The 15,474-nt window shown below is 70.3% G+C and carries 15 protein-coding genes; 6 read left to right on the top strand and 9 right to left on the bottom strand.

Annotated elements, in window-relative coordinates; genetic code table 11:
* Nucleotides 1–62: 62 nt before the first annotated feature.
* From ACIREE_RS02810 to ACIREE_RS02795, 4 genes are all read right to left on the bottom strand, one after another.
* Complete coding sequence (locus ACIREE_RS02810; protein ID WP_404145170.1) at nucleotides 63–2,597, bottom strand: ATP-binding protein; 2,535 nt, start codon at nucleotides 2,595–2,597, stop codon at nucleotides 63–65.
* 261 nt (nucleotides 2,598–2,858) lie between these two features.
* Nucleotides 2,859–3,182: an STAS domain-containing protein gene (locus tag ACIREE_RS02805; RefSeq protein WP_404145168.1), complete on the bottom strand. Its 324-nt coding sequence runs from the start codon at nucleotides 3,180–3,182 to the stop codon at nucleotides 2,859–2,861.
* A gap of 177 nt (nucleotides 3,183–3,359) precedes the next feature.
* Entirely contained in the window at nucleotides 3,360–4,211 is an 852-nt protein-coding gene (locus tag ACIREE_RS02800; protein WP_404145166.1) for a 3-hydroxyacyl-CoA dehydrogenase family protein, read from the bottom strand.
* Between the two features lie 174 nt (nucleotides 4,212–4,385).
* Complete coding sequence (locus tag ACIREE_RS02795) at nucleotides 4,386–5,060, bottom strand: TetR/AcrR family transcriptional regulator (RefSeq protein ID WP_404145164.1); 675 nt, start codon at nucleotides 5,058–5,060, stop codon at nucleotides 4,386–4,388.
* An 82-nt stretch (nucleotides 5,061–5,142) separates the two neighbouring features.
* Between ACIREE_RS02795 and ACIREE_RS02790 the strand changes: the two genes are divergently transcribed.
* Genes ACIREE_RS02790 through ACIREE_RS02780 form a run of 3 tightly spaced genes read left to right on the top strand, consistent with a single transcriptional unit; the run spans nucleotide 5,143 to nucleotide 7,272 of the window.
* Entirely contained in the window at nucleotides 5,143–5,925 is a 783-nt protein-coding gene (locus ACIREE_RS02790) for an ABC transporter ATP-binding protein (protein ID WP_404145163.1), read from the top strand.
* Between the two features lie 5 nt (nucleotides 5,926–5,930).
* Entirely contained in the window at nucleotides 5,931–6,686 is a 756-nt protein-coding gene (locus tag ACIREE_RS02785; RefSeq protein ID WP_404145345.1) for an ABC transporter permease, read from the top strand.
* Between the two features lie 13 nt (nucleotides 6,687–6,699).
* Nucleotides 6,700–7,272: a cob(I)yrinic acid a,c-diamide adenosyltransferase gene (locus tag ACIREE_RS02780; protein WP_404145161.1), complete on the top strand. Its 573-nt coding sequence runs from the start codon at nucleotides 6,700–6,702 to the stop codon at nucleotides 7,270–7,272.
* Between the two features lie 5 nt (nucleotides 7,273–7,277).
* Here ACIREE_RS02780 and ACIREE_RS02775 read toward each other — a convergent pair whose 3' ends face one another.
* Nucleotides 7,278–7,820, bottom strand: a complete 543-nt coding sequence (locus tag ACIREE_RS02775; protein WP_404145159.1) for a hypothetical protein — start codon at nucleotides 7,818–7,820, stop codon at nucleotides 7,278–7,280.
* Nucleotides 7,821–7,981: 161 nt separating this feature from the next.
* Between ACIREE_RS02775 and ACIREE_RS02770 the strand changes: the two genes are divergently transcribed.
* The 3 genes from ACIREE_RS02770 to ACIREE_RS02760 all read left to right on the top strand — a co-directional run bounded on the left by ACIREE_RS02770 (nucleotide 7,982) and on the right by ACIREE_RS02760 (nucleotide 11,856).
* Complete coding sequence (locus tag ACIREE_RS02770) at nucleotides 7,982–9,169, top strand: sensor histidine kinase (protein WP_404145157.1); 1,188 nt, start codon at nucleotides 7,982–7,984, stop codon at nucleotides 9,167–9,169.
* Complete coding sequence (locus ACIREE_RS02765; RefSeq protein ID WP_404145156.1) at nucleotides 9,166–9,810, top strand: response regulator; 645 nt, start codon at nucleotides 9,166–9,168, stop codon at nucleotides 9,808–9,810. Before ACIREE_RS02770 ends, ACIREE_RS02765 begins: the two co-directional genes overlap by 4 nt.
* Before the next feature lie 180 nt (nucleotides 9,811–9,990).
* A complete protein-coding gene (locus ACIREE_RS02760; protein ID WP_404145154.1) occupies nucleotides 9,991–11,856 on the top strand; it encodes a glycosyl hydrolase family 18 protein in 1,866 nt (621 codons plus the stop codon).
* Between the two features lie 122 nt (nucleotides 11,857–11,978).
* On the opposite strand, the gene ACIREE_RS02755 is transcribed toward ACIREE_RS02760, so the two are convergent.
* The 4 genes from ACIREE_RS02755 to ACIREE_RS02740 all read right to left on the bottom strand — a co-directional run bounded on the left by ACIREE_RS02755 (nucleotide 11,979) and on the right by ACIREE_RS02740 (nucleotide 15,454).
* Nucleotides 11,979–12,434: a DUF2550 domain-containing protein gene (locus tag ACIREE_RS02755; protein WP_404145152.1), complete on the bottom strand. Its 456-nt coding sequence runs from the start codon at nucleotides 12,432–12,434 to the stop codon at nucleotides 11,979–11,981.
* A gap of 149 nt (nucleotides 12,435–12,583) precedes the next feature.
* Nucleotides 12,584–12,958 carry a F0F1 ATP synthase subunit epsilon gene (locus ACIREE_RS02750; RefSeq protein WP_404145151.1) on the bottom strand — a complete coding sequence of 125 codons (375 nt, stop codon included), beginning with the start codon at nucleotides 12,956–12,958 and terminating at the stop codon, nucleotides 12,584–12,586.
* Nucleotides 12,959–13,100: 142 nt separating this feature from the next.
* Entirely contained in the window at nucleotides 13,101–14,537 is a 1,437-nt protein-coding gene (gene atpD / locus ACIREE_RS02745) for a F0F1 ATP synthase subunit beta (protein ID WP_404145149.1), read from the bottom strand.
* Nucleotides 14,537–15,454: a F0F1 ATP synthase subunit gamma gene (locus ACIREE_RS02740; RefSeq protein ID WP_404145147.1), complete on the bottom strand. Its 918-nt coding sequence runs from the start codon at nucleotides 15,452–15,454 to the stop codon at nucleotides 14,537–14,539. Before ACIREE_RS02740 ends, atpD begins: the two co-directional genes overlap by 1 nt.
* Between the last annotated feature and the right edge of the window lie 20 nt (nucleotides 15,455–15,474).

The raw sequence follows: 15,474 nt of genomic DNA, 5'->3' as shown, positions 1-15,474 counted from the left end.
ACTCGTCGGGCGGCATGCCGAAGGGGCTGGATTTCTCCAGCCCCTTCGGCATGTGCGCGTCGTCACATCACGGCGCTGCTGCTACCGGCCCCGCTCCCGCTCGGCGAGACCGGCGCGCTGCTCACCGGCGCGCTGCCGACCGGGCTGCTCGCCGAGTCGGACGTGTCCGGAGGCGAGGGCTCCGTGGTCGGATCGGTCGGCGTCGGGTCGGGAGTCGGCTCACTGGTCGACGGGTCGGGGTCGCTCGGCGTCGGTGACTTGGTCGGAGGCTTCGTCGGCGGCTTGGTGCTCGGCGGCTTCGAAGGCGACTTGCTGGGCGACTTCGTCGGGTCGTCCGGCTTCTTGGAGCCGGACGGATCGTCCGACGGCTTGCCGTCGGACGAGGTCGACGGCGCCGGATCGTCCGCCGTGCCCGCGATCCCGTCCTTGCCGGGGTCGGCCGGGCCCGAGGTGGCACCGCCGCCGCTGTCGCCGCCCTGATCCGCCTTGTCGGCGCCCAGGTCGCCGCCGCTCTCCCCCGCCGTGGCCGAGGGGTTGGTGCCCACCCGGTCGGACGGCGGTTCGTCGTTGTTGGACGTGGCGCCGAGCGTGACGACCGTGCCGAGTACGGCCGCGAGCAGCGCACCGGCACCGGCCGCGACCAGGTTGCGCCGAGTGCCGCCGACGATCGACTTGCGCGTGGGGGCCTTGCCGGTGCCGGGCGCCGGGGCGGGCACGGGGGCCTGCCGGGACACCAGCGTCTCCGGTTCCCTGGGCGGTACGGGCAGCGCGTACGCGGCCGGTACACCACGGGGCGGCGACGCCGACTCCTCGTACATCGCGTCGGGGACTTCCTCGCCCGCGGCCGTGCGCCCGCCGGGCAGTGCGCCGCCCGAGCGGTCCGCGACGAGCGCGAGGGCCCGGCGTCCTGCGATGGTGCCCCGCTTGTCGGCGAGGGCGCCGCGCAGGCCGATGGAGGCCTCCAGCTCGGCGCGGGCCCGGTCGAGATGGCCGCCGAGCAGCGCCAGTATCCCCAACTCGTGGTGGAAATAGGCCTCTTCGGGGACGTCACCGGCGAGCCGGGTCGCCTCCTGGCCGGAGCGCAGCGCACGCTCCCAGGCGCTCCAGGCGAACCCGGCGGCGAACGCGGGCGCCGCCGCGCGGGCCAGCTCCACGGAAGGGCTGGTCTCCTCCTCTGCGGGTGGCGTCGTCACCGGTACGAGGGCGGAGAGCGCGGCCAGCACCGCGTCGGACTCGGCGGCGACCCGCTCGGGTCCGACGGACGGATGCCCGGCCCACCAGGCGTAGTGCCGGGCGGCGGTGCCGGCGTACTCGAGGGCGTCGTCGCCGTAGCCCGCGGCCTCCAGCTGCACCTGCACCCCGGACGCGAGGCGGTAGCGCCCGCCGACCGCGGTGACGAGCGCGCAGGAGGCGAGCTCGGCGAGCGCCGCGTCGGCGTGCGTGTCCCCGACGAGCGCGGGCAGGTGCGCCTGGTGCGGGATCTCCCCGCCGAGCGCGACGGCGAACCGCAGGGTGGCGCGGGCCGACTCGCTGAGCCGGGACGCGAGCAGCGCGGCGGGCGCGGCTCCGTCGCCGAGCGAGGGCAGCGGTACGTCGTGGCCGTCCTCGACGAAGGGCGCGTCGACCGGCGCGGCCCCGGGCCCTTCGAAGTAGCCGTACGCGTCGAAGGCGCCCGGGTCGGCGCGGAGCAGATCGCGCTGGCGCAGCAGGGAACCGGCCTGCGCGAACCGCAGCGGCAGGCCCTCGGACTCGAACCAGAGGTCGCCGGCCCACTGCGCCTCGTCGTCGGTGAGGACGCGGCCGACGGCGCGCTCGAGGAGTTCCAGGCTGCTGCCGCGGCCGAGCCCGCCGAGGAAGACCTCTTCCACGTGGGAGTCGGCGGTCGGCGCGGCCACGTCGGGCGTCGCCGACAGCAGGAAGGCGCACTCGGGTGTCGCTTCGAGGAGTTCGTCGAGGGCGGGGCCGCCGAATTCGAGGTCGTCGAGGACGACGACGGCGCCGACCTCGTGGACGAGTTCGAGCAGCAGGGCGCGGTCGGGGCGGTGCAGTGGCGCGTTGTAGACCGCGCCGAACAGGTCGTACAGGACGTCGCTCGCCGAGCGTCGGTGGCCGGACAGGCGGATGACGCCGTCGGGCGCGATGTCGAGGCAGTCCTCGGCGATCTGGTCGAGCAGTGCGGTGCGTCCGGCGCCGGACGGTCCGGTGAGCCGTACGGAGCGGCCGCGGGCGAGGAGCCTGACGAGCCGCTCGCGCTCCTCCTGGCGCTCCAGGAGCGGCAGCCTGGGCAGTGCGGGCCCGGGCGGCAGCGGCGGGCGGGCGGCGCGCGCGAGCTCGGCGCGCTCCGCGGCGTCGTACTTGACGGGCCTGCCGGGGCGCTCGCCCGGCGGGCAGATTTCGATCTCGCTGCCGTCGACAGGGTTGACGGTCAGCAGGTAGTCGCCGGAGACGAGCTGCACGGTGCGTGCGAGCGCGGGCGACGGCTGGCCGAAGTCGGGCGTGATCTGGTCACGCGGCGGGCGCTGGCGGCCGCCGCTGCCGGACATGTCGTCGCGCCGGTCCTGGCTGAAATCTTCGGGTCCCCGGTTCATCGGGTCCATGGTCAAAGCCCCCCAAAAGCGTGGTGTGCCCCTTGCCCCTCCCGGCCTGTGCACACTGCGCTGTCGCTTCTGGTCCGGTCCCCGCGCGGCGGGTTCGTCATTCCGCGGGCGACCGAACCCTAGACCTTCGCACAGTATCTACGAACACTCGGGGTCCCGGGCCGCCCGAGACGTCACAGTCTCGTGAGGATTGTGAGCGCTTCCCACAGGAACGATCCATTCATCCCTGAGGTCCGGTTCGCCGCCCGGCTCAGCCGGGTGTCATACCCGCGGCAGCGACTCGACGCCGATGCCGCCCTCGATGGCGAGGATGCGGTGCAGCCGGGTCGCGACGAGCAGGCGCTGCATCTGGGGCGGCACCCCGCGCAGCACGAGTCGGCGTCCGCAGCGGCCGGCGCGGCGGTGGGCGCCCATGATGACGCCGAGTCCTGTCGCGTCCCAGGAGTCCAGTTCGGACAGGTCGAGCACCAGGTCGCCGAGTCCGTCGTCGACGGCGCTGTGCAGGACCGTACGGGCGTCCGCCGCGCTGCGGACGTCGAGGCGGCCCCCGACGACCAGCTCGGCGTGGTCGCCCCTGATGTGCATATGCGCTCCCCGTGAAAGGCAGAAGTACTCGGGTACTCAGTTGGTCAGGTGATCCGGATGATCCAGGTGATCTGGGTATGTCACTGCAACTGACTGGCTGGAGTGGCCATAAGTTGCCGTCTGTAAGCGAACCGATACCGAATTCACTCCGACGGGTGACGTCGCGTCAGGCGTGCGTCACGCGTGCTTGTAGAAGCCCTGCCCGCTCTTGCGCCCGATGTCACCGGCGTCAACCATCCGGCGCATCAATTCGGGCGGAGCGAACTTCTCGTCCTGGGACTCGGTGTAGATGTTGCCGGTCGCGTGCAGCAGGATGTCGACGCCCGTGAGGTCGGCGGTGGCCAGCGGTCCCATGGCGTGACCGAAGCCGAGCTTGCAGGCGGTGTCGATGTCCTCGGCGCTGGCGACGCCCGACTCGTACAGCTTCGCGGCCTCGACGACGAGGGCGGAGATGAGACGGGTGGTCACGAATCCGGCCACGTCGCGGTTGACGACGATGCAGGTCTTGCCGACGGATTCGGCGAACTCCCGTGTGGTGGCGAGGGTTTCGTCGCTCGTCTTGTAGCCGCGCACCAGTTCGCAGAGCTGCATCATCGGTACCGGCGAGAAGAAGTGCGCCCCGACGACCCGTTCGGGGCGCTCGGTCACTGCCGCGATCTTGGTGATCGGGATGGCAGAGGTGTTCGAGGCGAGCACGGTGTCGGCGCGCACGATCTTGTCGAGCGCCCGGAAGATCTCGTGCTTGACCTCGAGCTTCTCGAACACGGCCTCGACGACGATGTCGGCGTCGGCGACCGCGTCGAGCTCGGTGGTCGTGGTGATGCGGGCGAACGCCGATCGAGCGTCCTCGGCGTCCAACTTGCCCTTGCTCACGAACTTGTCGTACGACGCCTTGATGCCATCGGTACCGCGGGCGAGGGCCTCGTCGGTGACGTCGCGCAGGACGACGTCCCAGCCCGCCTGGGCGGAGACCTGGGCGATGCCCGATCCCATGAGACCGGCGCCGATGACGGCGAGCTTCCCTGCCACGTGCGAATCCCCTAACCGCGTACCCGCATACCGCTCGACCACTGTTTACGTTGCTCGTTCGTACGTTGCTCTTTTGCGGACCCTAGCGCCCGTGAGGGGCCGTGTGACCGCTTAGAGATGCGCGTCACGTCTCGAATGACGGACATCACACCGGTACGGACCCGTCGACGTGCATCAGGCGTCGCGCACGGCGTAGTTGAGCACCTTTTCGCTCAGGAGTTCCTCGATGTCGTCGAGGACGCCGAGCATGTCGCGGGAGACCGCGGCCGGTGTGCCGCCCGCGAGCATGCGCCGCCCGATGGTCGCCATGACGGTCTGGTGCGCCCAGCCGATCTGACCCGCGATCAGGTCGGGCAGCGGGTCGGCGGCGGCGGCGCCGGTCTCCTGGCGCAGCGCCTCGGCCAGGTTGTCGTGGACCTCCTGCTGGATGGCCCACAGGCGGGAGCGCAGGGCGGGGGCGGCGTGCACGACGCGCATGAAGTCGCTGTAACCGTCCATCAGGCCGACACGCGGCGAGACCGCCTCGATCTCCTCGCGCAGCTCCCGCAGGACGGCGGCGGCCGCGGACTCGCCCGGCGAACGGCCGCGCACCCAGCGGGACATCCGGTCGACGACGCCCCTGGAGCGGTCGAGGAACAGGTCCTCCTTGGCGGGGAAGTAGTTGTAGACGGTGTTCACGGAGACGTTCGCGGCGTCCGCGACCTCCGCGACCGTCACCGCGTCGAAGCCCCGTTCCAGGAAGAGCCCGGTCGCGACATCCGAGATGTACTGCCTGGTCTGGCGCTTCTTCCGCTCCCTGAGCCCCTCTGCCCGGCCCTCTGCCTGTCCGCCTGCCCGTCCCTCTGCCATGGAGCGATCCTAGCCATTCGCTGGCGTCCCTGAAATTTTGGGGGCGTTGCAAAATTTAAGTGACTCTGTTTTTCTGACTCCCATGCCAGTCATCAGCGCGTCCGGCCTCGCCCGGACCTTCCAGACGAAACAGGGCCCGGTGGCAGCCGTCCGCGGCGTCGACCTGCGTGTCGAACCCGGCGAGATCCTCGGCTTCCTCGGCCCGAACGGCGCGGGCAAGACCACGACCCTGCGCATGCTCACGACCCTGCTGCCGCCGACCGGCGGCGCGGCCACCATCGCGGGCCACGACCTGGCGGCCGACCCGGCGGGGGTACGGCGCGCGGTGGGGTACGTGGCCCAGTCCGGCGGCGTCGACCCGTCCGTCTCCGTACGCGAGGAGCTGATCACCCAGGGCCGCCTGTACCGCCTGACGAAGCCTCAGGCGCACGCGCGAGCACGGGAGTTGGCGGCTCGCCTCGATATCGCAGAACTGCTGGACCGCAAGACCGGCGCACTCTCCGGCGGGCAGCGGCGGCGCCTCGACATCGCGATGGGGCTCACGCACCGCCCGGAGGTGCTCTTCCTCGACGAGCCGACGACCGGGCTCGACCCCGGCAGCCGCGCCGGCCTGTGGGACCTGGTGCGCGGGCTGCGCGCCGAGTACGGCACGACGGTGGTCCTGACCACGCACTATCTGGACGAGGCGGACGCGCTCGCGGACCGGATCGTCGTGGTGGACCAGGGCGTCGTGGCGGCCGAGGGCACGCCCAGCGCGCTGAAGCTCGCCCATGGCGGCTCGATCGACGCGACGCTCCAGGACACGTTCCTGGCGATCACCGGGCGCGGACCCGCGCCCGTGGACACGACCCCGGTGGCGGTGTGAGCACGATGAAGGACCTCGCTTCGGACACCCTCCTGATCTTCGGGCGGTACGCCCGCCAGACGCTCTCCTCCCGGTTCCAGATGCTCTTCGGCATCCTGATGCCGCTGCTGTACCTGCTCTTCTTCGGGCCGCTCCTGACCGATCTGCCGCTAGGCCGCTCGGGCAGCTCCTGGCAGGTCCTGGTGCCCGGGCTACTGCTCCAACTCGGCCTGTTCGGGGCCGCGTTCTGCGGTTTCGGGATCATCCTGGAGAAGAACTACGGCGTCGTGGAGCGAATGCGCGTCACCCCGGTCAGCCGGCTCGCGCTGCTGCTCGGCCGGGTGCTGCGGGACACCGCGCTCTTCCTCTTCCAGGCGGTCCTGCTGGTGCTCGCCGCGCTCGTGATGGGGTTGCGGGCGCCGCTCGCCGGTGTCCTCATCGGCTTCGCGTTCGTCGCGCTCCTGACGGTCTCGCTCGCGTCGCTGTCGTACGCGCTCGCCTGCAAGGTCCGTACACCGCAGGAGTTCGGGCCCGTCATCAACGCGGTCACCATGCCGTCGATGCTGCTCTCCGGCCTGATGCTGCCGATGGCGCTCGCACCCGGCTGGCTGGACGCGCTCTCGCACGTGATGCCGGTGCGCTATCTGGTGGACGCGATGCGGGACGCGTACGTCGGCCAGTACGCGACGGCGCACATGCTGTACGGGTCCCTGGCCGCGGTCGCCTTCGCCGCATTCGCCGTGACGGTGGGCACACGTGTCTTCCGCGGGGCCGGGTCGTAACTACGCTGGCCGCATGGTCAATCTGACGCGCATCTACACCCGTACCGGAGACAAGGGCACCACGGCCCTCGGCGACATGAGCCGCACCGCCAAGACGGATCTGCGGATCTCGGCGTACGCGGACGCCAACGAGGCCAACGCCGTCATCGGCACCGCCATCGCGCTCGGCGGTCTCGACGAGGAGGTCGTCAAGGTGCTCACCCGCGTCCAGAACGACCTCTTCGACGTCGGCGCCGACCTGTCGACGCCGGTCGTCGAGAGCCCCGCGTACCCGCCGCTGCGCGTCGAGCAGTTCTACATCGACAAGCTGGAGGCGGACTGCGACCGCTACAACGCGGAGCTGGAGAAGCTGCGCTCCTTCATCCTGCCCGCCGGCACCGCCGGAGCGGCGCTGCTGCACCAGGCGTGCACCGTGGTGCGGCGCGCCGAGCGCTCCACGTGGGCCGCGCTCGAAGTCCACGGCGAGACGATGAACGCGCTGACGGCGACCTACCTCAACCGCCTCTCCGACCTCCTGTTCATCCTGGCGCGCACGGCGAACAAGGAGGTCGGGGACGTGCTGTGGGTGCCGGGCGGGGAGCGTTAAGCAGCTCAAGCAGCGCCGACCGGCTTCTTCTTCGGGAACACCGTGTAGCTCACGGCGATGATCACGTTGATCGCGATCAGGAACAGCATGCGCTGCTGCCACTGCTCCAGAGACCCGGTGTCCCCGCTTCCGTCGACGTACCAGATCGCGCCCTGGAGCAGGCCCATCGCGATCAGCGCGGCGGCGATCCAGCGCGCGGCGACCTTCCACTCGTGGATCGCGCGCGGCGCCCCGTACTTGGGCGTCGACGGGGGCGGGCCGCCCGCGAAGCGGTGCGCGACGCGCACGTCGACCCACTTGACCGTGGAGTGGCCGAGCGCGACCGAGTAGCCGATGTAGACGGCGGCCAGGCCGTGCTTCCAGTCGGGCTCGGCGCCGCTCTTCAGGTCGATGGCCGTGACGACGAACAGGAGCACCTCCAGGAGCGGCTCGCACAGCAGCACCGCGACACTCGTGCGCGGCATCTTCGCCCAGTAGCGCAGGGCGAGGCCCGCGGCCAGCAGCACCCAGAAGCCGACCTCGCAGATGATGATCAGCGTGACGATCACGGTGAACTCCTCTCGTCCTCCTTCCAGACTCGTCGCGGGACCGCCCGTGATCGTCGTCGCCAGTGACGAAGTACGACTGCATCCTTCGATGTAGCGGCCGCACGCCGGGCCTCGTCCCGCGGCACCATGCCCGGCCCGCGCCGTACGTGTTGGATGGAGTCATGCACCTGCCGCCGCCCCGACCGCACCGCGACGACGTCCGGATCGCCGCTGTGGGCCTGCTGGGCGGCCTGGCCCTGTGGGGCATCGGACTCGGCATGAACACCGGGCGCCCGCTGGACGGCGCCTGGCTGCTGATCCCGCTCGTCGTGATGTCGGCCCTGGAGCTGCTGCGCCGCAGCCGGCCGCGGTTCGCGGTGGTGGTGGGCACGCTCGTGCTGATCGCCGACCAGTTCACCCAGGGCAGCCTGGCGACGGTGCTGATGTTCACGGACCTGATGTACGCGGGCGTGCTGTACGGGACCCCGGCCGCGGCCCGGCGCCTGCCGGTGACCACCGGCCTGGTCACGGTCGCCGCCACGCTCGGCTTCCTGGCCTGGTGGCGGCAGCCGGAGGCGATCCTGGTGGGCGTCATGACCGGGCTCGTCTCGTTCGGGCCCGCGGCGACGGGCGTACTCGTCCGCAACCACCGGGACCGGGCCGCCGAGGAGCGGCTGCGGGCCGAACAGACCGCGCTGCTCGCCGAGATGGACAGGGCGCAGGCGGTGACAGCCGAGCGCGCGCGGATGGCCCGCGAGCTGCACGACATGGTGGCGAACCATCTGTCGGCGATCGCCATCCACTCCACGGCCGCGCTCTCCATCGACGAGCCGGCCACCACGCGCACCGCCCTGGAGACGATCCGCGAGAACAGTGTCGACGGACTCGCCGAGATGCGCCGCCTCATCGGCATCCTGCGGGACTCCAGCGGCGACACCGAACCGGCCGCGGCGCCCACCCTGGACAGTCTGGCCGCCCTCGTGGAGCAGGCGCGCGCGAACGGCCTGGACGTCGGCCTCACGCTGTCCGGGTCCACCGCGGGCCTGCCCGCGCCCGTCGAGCTGGCCGCCTATCGCATCGTCCAGGAGTCCCTCACGAACGCGCTCAAGCACGCTTCGGCGGGGCGCGTCACCGTCACCGTCGAGCGCGCGGGCGAGTGGATCGAGGTGTGCGTGATCAGCCCTTACGGGGATCGGGACGGGCCGCGCGCGCCCGGCTCCGGCGCCGGGCTCGTCGGTATGCGCGAGCGCACGGCGCTGCTCGGCGGCACGTTCGAGGCAGGGCCTGAGAGCGAGATGAACGGCAAGGTCTGGCGGGTCCTGGCCGCCCTCCCTCTCGAAACCCCCTCACCCGAAGGAGAGCCGGCGTGATCCGTGTACTCGTCGCCGAGGACCAGTCCGCCGTACGCGCCGGGCTCGTCCTCATCCTGGACAGCGCGGCCGACATCGAGGTCGTCGGGGAGGCCGAGGACGGCGAGCGGGCGGTGGCACTGGCCCGCGAACTCCGCCCCGACCTGGTGCTCATGGACGTACAGATGCCGCGTCTCGACGGGGTTTCGGCCACCCGCGCGGTCGTCGGCGAGGGGCTCGCGGACGTCCTCGTCCTGACCACGTTCGACCTCGACGAGTACGTCTTCGGGGCGCTTCGGGCGGGGGCGTCCGGGTTCCTCCTCAAGAGCACCGACGCGAAGGACCTGATCGAGGGCGTGCGCACGGTCGCGCGCGGCGAGGGCCTGATCGCACCCGCCGTGACGCGCCGCCTGATCGCCGAGTTCGCGGCGGGCGCCCAGCGCGCGCAGCGGCGTCCCGCTCCGCCGGAACTGGCGAGCCTGACGCGACGCGAACGGGAGGTACTGGGCTGCCTCGGCGAAGGGCTGTCCAACGCCGAGGTCGCGGTACGTCTCGACATGGCGGAGGCCACCGTGAAGACCCACGTCAGCCGCCTGCTCGGCAAGCTGGACCTGCGCAGCCGGGTGCAGGCGGCGGTGCTCGCGCAGGAGTTGGGCCTGTAGCGCGCGGCGCCCCGCGCGGAAGGTTGGCCGAAAGCTGTAATTGGTTTAGACCTTGACCGCTGGTCCAGACCTTTCTATTCTCACCGCACTGCGGTGAGCACATCCCCCACTCCGGTGCTCACGGGCGTCGCAGGGTTCCGTCCCCCGTCAGCGAACCCAGGACCACCCGAGGAGCTCTCCATGCGCTCAAGTGACGTACCCCGGCGAAGACTTCGGCACAGAGCAACCGCGGCACTGACCACGCTGCTGCTGCCCGCCGCCGCTCTGGTCGGCCTCGCCACCCCGTCCCACGCCGCCGCCGAGGCCACCGCGGTCACGGCCACGTACGCCAAGACCCAGGACTGGGGCACCGGCTTCGAAGGCAAGTGGACCATCAAGAACTCCGGCACCACGAGCGTCAGTTCGTGGACCGTCGAGTGGGACTACCCCTCCGGCACCAAGGTGACCTCCGCCTGGGACGCCACCGTCACCAACTCCGCGAACCACTGGACCGGCAAGAACCTCTCCTGGAACGGTTCGCTCGCCCCCGGCGCCTCGATCTCCTTCGGGTTCAACGGCTCCGGGTCCGGCGCCCCCAGCGGCTGCAAGATCAACGGCGCCTCCTGTGACGGCGGCGACGTGCCCGGCGACGCAGCCCCCTCCGCACCCGGCACCCCGACCGCGTCGGCCGTCACCGACACCTCGGCCAAGCTCTCCTGGTCCGCGGCCACCGACGACAAGGGCGTCAAGAACTACGACGTGCTGCGCGACGGCGCCAAGGTCGCGACAGTCACCGGGACCACGTACTCCGACACCGGCCTCACCGCGGGCACCGACTACTCGTACACGGTCCAGGCCCGCGACACCGCCGACCAGACGGGTCCGGCCTCCGGCGCGGTCAAGGTCCACACCACTGGCGGTGGCGGCACCGACCCGGGCGACCCCGGCACCGGCGGCAAGGTCAACCTCGGCTACTTCACCGACTGGGGCGTCTACGGCCGCCAGTACTACCCGAAGAACCTGGAGACCTCCGGCTCGGCCGCGAAGGTCACCCACATCAACTACGCCTTCGGCAACGTGCAGAACGGCCAGTGCACGATGGGCGACTCCTACGCCGACACGGACATGGCCTACACCGCGGCCAACTCCGTCTCCGGCCAGGCCGACACCTGGGACCAGCCGCTGCGCGGCGCCTTCAACCAGCTCCGTCAGCTCAAGGCCAAGCACCCGAACCTGAAGATCCTCTGGTCGTTCGGCGGCTGGACCTGGTCCGGCGGCTTCGGCCAGGCCGCGCAGAACCCTGCCGCGTTCGCCGACTCCTGCTACAAGCTGGTCGAGGACCCGCGCTGGGCCGATGTCTTCGACGGCATCGACATCGACTGGGAGTACCCGAACGCCTGCGGCCTGACCTGCGACACCTCCGGTCCTGCCGCGCTGAAGGGGCTCACCTCGGCCCTGCGCGCCAAGTTCGGCTCGAAGAACCTGGTCACCGCCGCGATCACGGCCGACGGCTCGTCGGGCGGCAAGATCGAGAAGACCGACTACGCGGGCGCGGCCCAGTCCCTCGACTGGTACAACGTCATGACGTACGACTTCTTCGGCGCATGGGCGGCCCAGGGTCCGACGGCCCCGCACTCCCCGCTCACCTCGTACTCCGGCATCCCGACGGCCGGCTTCGACTCCGCGGACGCCATCGCCAAGCTGAAGGCCCAGGGCGTGCCCGCAGCCAAGCTGCTGCTCGGCATCGGCTTCTACGGGCGCGGCTGGACGGGCGTCACGCAGAAGGAGCCCGGCGGCACGGCGACCGGTCCGGCGGCCGGCACGTACGAGCAGGGCATCGAGGACTACAAGGTCCTGAAGACCAAGTGCCCGTCGAACGGGACGGTGGCCGGCACGGCCTACGCGTTCTGCGGCTCGGACTGGTGGTCCTACGACACCCCGGCGACGATCAACTCGAAGATGAGCTGGGCGAAGTCGCAGGGTCTGGGCGGGGCGTTCTTCTGGGAGTTCTCGGGAGACACGTCCAACGGTGAGCTGGTCAGCGCGATCAACTCCGGGCTGAAGTAGCCCCGAAAGACTGAAGCCGGGCTGGTGGGAACGCCCCCCACCAGCTCGGCTTCTTCCATGCCCGGGTCACGGGGTTCCGCCCCGGACCCCGCTCCTCAATCGCCGGAGGGGCTGGATTTCGGCTAAGCCACGTTCACCCGTTGGCCGGGCGGCGCCGCCTCCAGCCATGCCAGGAAGCCGGTCAGCGCGTCCTCGCTCATGGCGAGTTCGAGCTGGGTCCCCCGGTGCGTACAGGCGAGAACGATCGCGTCCGACAACAGCGCGAGTTCCTCCTCGCCGTCCGGGGCCCGCCGCCCGGTGACCTCGATGGCGGCCCGCTCGAGGATCCGCTTCGGGCGCGGCGCGTACGAGAAGACCCGGAACCACTCGATCCGGTCACCGTTGTAGCGGGCGATGCCGTACCCCCAGCCCTTGCCGGAGGTGTCCTCGGCACCGGGGCCCGGCGCGTCCCACCGCAGCGAGCAGTCGAACGTGCCCCCCGAGCGCTGGATCAGCCGTCGCCGCAGTCCGAAGACAAAGAGTCCCAGCAGTACGAGTACGACGACCGCGACTACGCACAGCACGAGAACGAGGACCATCTGCACCGACCTCCTCGCTTCTCGACAGATCCAAACGCCAGATAACGGAACAGCAAAAACAGTTGTAGATCGCCTCAGCCGCGACCCCGTCCGGAGAGGTTATCTCCAGACCGGGCCGCGGCTGAGTCGCGTCTTCGGGCTCGCTGGGGTCAGCGGGCCGCCACCGCACGCAGTCGGACGTCCGCGCGACGCTCGGCAGAGGCATCGCCCTCCGCCTTCGCGCGCTCGAGCTCCCGCTCCGTACGCTGGACATCGATCTCGTCCGACAGCTCGGCGATCTCGGCCAGCAGCGACAGCTTGTTGTCCGCGAACGAGATGAAGCCGCCGTGGACAGCCGCCACGACCGTTCCACCCTCGCTCGTCCGGATCGTCACCGGGCCCGACTCCAGCACACCGAGCAGCGGCTGGTGACCGGGCATGACGCCGATGTCGCCGGACGCGGTGCGCGCGACGACCAGGGTGGCCTCGCCGGACCAGACACTGCGGTCCGCGGCGACGAGCTCGACGTGCAGCTCAGCAGCCAAGGTGGGCTCCTCGGGTCACCACCCGGCGGCACTCGCTGCCGGGTGTTGGGTCAAAGTCTAGTGGGCGTACGACGGGGGGCGGGGCACCCGCCCCCCGTCACGAAGTCACAGACGGAATGTCAAGACTTCAGGATCAAGAACTTCAGGAGACGCCGAGCTCCTTGGCGTTGGCCTTGAGGTCCTCAATGCCACCGCACAGGAAGAACGCCTGCTCCGGGAAGTGGTCGTACTCACCGTCGATGATCGCGTTGAAGGCCACGATCGACTCGTCCAGCGGCACGTCCGACCCGTCGACGCCGGTGAACTGCTTGGCGACGTGGGTGTTCTGCGACAGGAAGCGCTCCACGCGACGGGCGCGGTGGACAGTGAGCTTGTCCTCCTCGCCGAGCTCGTCGATACCGAGGATCGCGATGATGTCCTGGAGGTCCTTGTACTTCTGCAGCACCGTCTTGACGCGCATGGCGGTGTTGTAGTGGTCCGCCGCGATGTACCGCGGGTCCAGGATGCGGGACGTGGAGTCCAGCGGGTCCACGGCCGGGTAGATGCCCTTCTCGGAGATCGGACGGGAAAGCACCGTCGTCGCGTCGAGGTGGGCGAAGGTCGTCGCCGGGGCCGGGTCGGTCAGGTCGTCCGCGGGCACGTAAATGGCCTGCATGGACGTGATCGAGTGACCACGGGTCGACGTGATGCGCTCCTGGAGGAGACCCATCTCGTCGGCCAGGTTCGGCTGGTAACCCACGGCCGAGGGCATACGACCCAGCAGGGTCGAGACCTCGGAACCGGCCTGCGTGAAGCGGAAGATGTTGTCGATGAAGAACAGCACGTCCTGCTTCTGCACATCGCGGAAGTACTCCGCCATGGTCAGACCCGCGAGGGCCACCCGCAGACGCGTGCCCGGCGGCTCGTCCATCTGACCGAAGACCAACGCGGTCTTGTCGATGACGCCGGACTCGCTCATCTCCTCGATGAGGTCGTTGCCCTCACGCGTGCGCTCGCCGACACCGGCGAACACGGAGACACCGTCGTGGTTGTTGGCGACGCGGTAGATCATCTCCTGGATGAGCACCGTCTTGCCGACGCCGGCACCACCGAACAGACCGATCTTTCCACCCTTGACGTACGGGGTGAGGAGGTCGATGACCTTGACGCCGGTCTCGAACATCTCGGTCTTCGACTCGAGCTCGTCGAAGTTCGGAGCCTTGCGGTGGATGCCCCAGCGCTCGCCCGTGTACTGCTCGTCGGTGTTCAGGACCTCGCCGAGGGTGTTGAACACCTTGCCCTTGGTGAAGTCACCGACGGGGACGGTGATGGAGGCACCGGTGTCGGTCACCGCGGCCTGGCGGACCAGACCGTCGGTGGGCTGCATGGAGATGGCGCGGACCAGACCGTCACCGAGGTGCTGGGCGACCTCGAGCGTCAGGGTCTTCTGCTGGCCGTCCTGCGCCGGGTCGTTGACCTCGACGTGCAGGGCGTTGTAGATGTCCGGCATCGCGTCGACGGGGAACTCCACGTCGACGACCGGGCCGATGACCCGGGCGACGCGGCCCGTGGCCGTCGCGGTCTCAACTGTGGTCGTCATTACTTGTCACTCCCCGCGGTCGCGTCGGCCAGGGCGCTGGCGCCACCGACGATCTCGCTGATTTCCTGGGTGATTTCGGCCTGGCGGGCCGCGTTGGCAAGTCGGGAGAGCGTGTTGATCAGATCTCCCGCGTTGTCGGTCGCCGACTTCATCGCGCGGCGCGTGGCGGCGTGCTTGGAGGCAGCCGACTGGAGCAGCGCGTTGTAGATACGGCTCTCGACGTAGCGCGGCAGCAGGGCGTCGAGGACGTCCTCCGCCGACGGCTCGAAGTCGTACAGCGGAAGGATCTCGTCCTTGGACGTGGACTCCTCCGCCACCTCTTCGAGGCTGAGCGGCAGCAGGCGGCCGTCGACCGCCGTCTGCGTCATCATCGAGACGAACTCGGTGTAGACGATGTGGAGTTCATCCACGCCGCCGTCCGCCGTCTCCTTCTCGATGGCCTCGATCAGCGGACCCGCGACCTTCTTGGCGTCCGCGTACGTGGGCTCGTCGGTGAAGCCCGACCACGACTCCGCGACCTTGCGCTCGCGGAAGTTGTAGTGGGCCAGACCGCGGCGGCCGACGATGTACGTGTCGACCTCCTTGCCCTCGGCCTCGAGGCGCGCCGTCAGCTTCTCGGCGGCCTTGATCGCGTTGGAGTTGAAGGCGCCGGCCAGGCCGCGGTCGCTCGTGAGGAGCAGCACCGCGGCACGGGTCGCCGTCTCGGCCTCGGTCGTCAGCGGGTGCTTGGTGGTCGACCCGGTCCCCACCGCCGTGACCGCGCGCGTGAGCTCGGTCGCGTACGGCGTGGAGGCCGCCACCTTGCGCTGCGCCTTGACGACACGCGAGGCGGCGATCATCTCCATCGCCTTGGTGATCTTCTTGGTCGCGGTGACGGATCGGATGCGACGCTTGTAGACCCGGAGCTGGGCTCCCATGAGTCAGGTCCCTTCCGTCG

The organism is Streptomyces sp. NPDC102467 (assembly GCF_044765445.1).
GTDB lineage: Bacteria > Actinomycetota > Actinomycetes > Streptomycetales > Streptomycetaceae > Streptomyces.
This window is presented reverse-complemented; position numbering and strand designations above follow the sequence as displayed.

Coding starts and splice junctions, on each gene's coding strand:
- ACIREE_RS02810 (WP_404145170.1), bottom strand. CDS start 2,597: ATGGACCCGATGAACCGGGGACCCGAAGATTTCAGCCAGGACCGGCGC.
- ACIREE_RS02805 (WP_404145168.1), bottom strand. CDS start 3,182: ATGCACATCAGGGGCGACCACGCCGAGCTGGTCGTCGGGGGCCGCCTC.
- ACIREE_RS02785 (WP_404145345.1), top strand. CDS start 5,931: ATGAAGGACCTCGCTTCGGACACCCTCCTGATCTTCGGGCGGTACGCC.
- atpD (WP_404145149.1), bottom strand. CDS start 14,537: ATGACGACCACAGTTGAGACCGCGACGGCCACGGGCCGCGTCGCCCGG.
- ACIREE_RS02760 (WP_404145154.1), top strand. CDS start 9,991: ATGCGCTCAAGTGACGTACCCCGGCGAAGACTTCGGCACAGAGCAACC.
- ACIREE_RS02755 (WP_404145152.1), bottom strand. CDS start 12,434: ATGGTCCTCGTTCTCGTGCTGTGCGTAGTCGCGGTCGTCGTACTCGTA.
- ACIREE_RS02790 (WP_404145163.1), top strand. CDS start 5,143: ATGCCAGTCATCAGCGCGTCCGGCCTCGCCCGGACCTTCCAGACGAAA.
- ACIREE_RS02770 (WP_404145157.1), top strand. CDS start 7,982: ATGCACCTGCCGCCGCCCCGACCGCACCGCGACGACGTCCGGATCGCC.
- ACIREE_RS02795 (WP_404145164.1), bottom strand. CDS start 5,060: ATGGCAGAGGGACGGGCAGGCGGACAGGCAGAGGGCCGGGCAGAGGGG.
- ACIREE_RS02740 (WP_404145147.1), bottom strand. CDS start 15,454: ATGGGAGCCCAGCTCCGGGTCTACAAGCGTCGCATCCGATCCGTCACC.
- ACIREE_RS02780 (WP_404145161.1), top strand. CDS start 6,700: ATGGTCAATCTGACGCGCATCTACACCCGTACCGGAGACAAGGGCACC.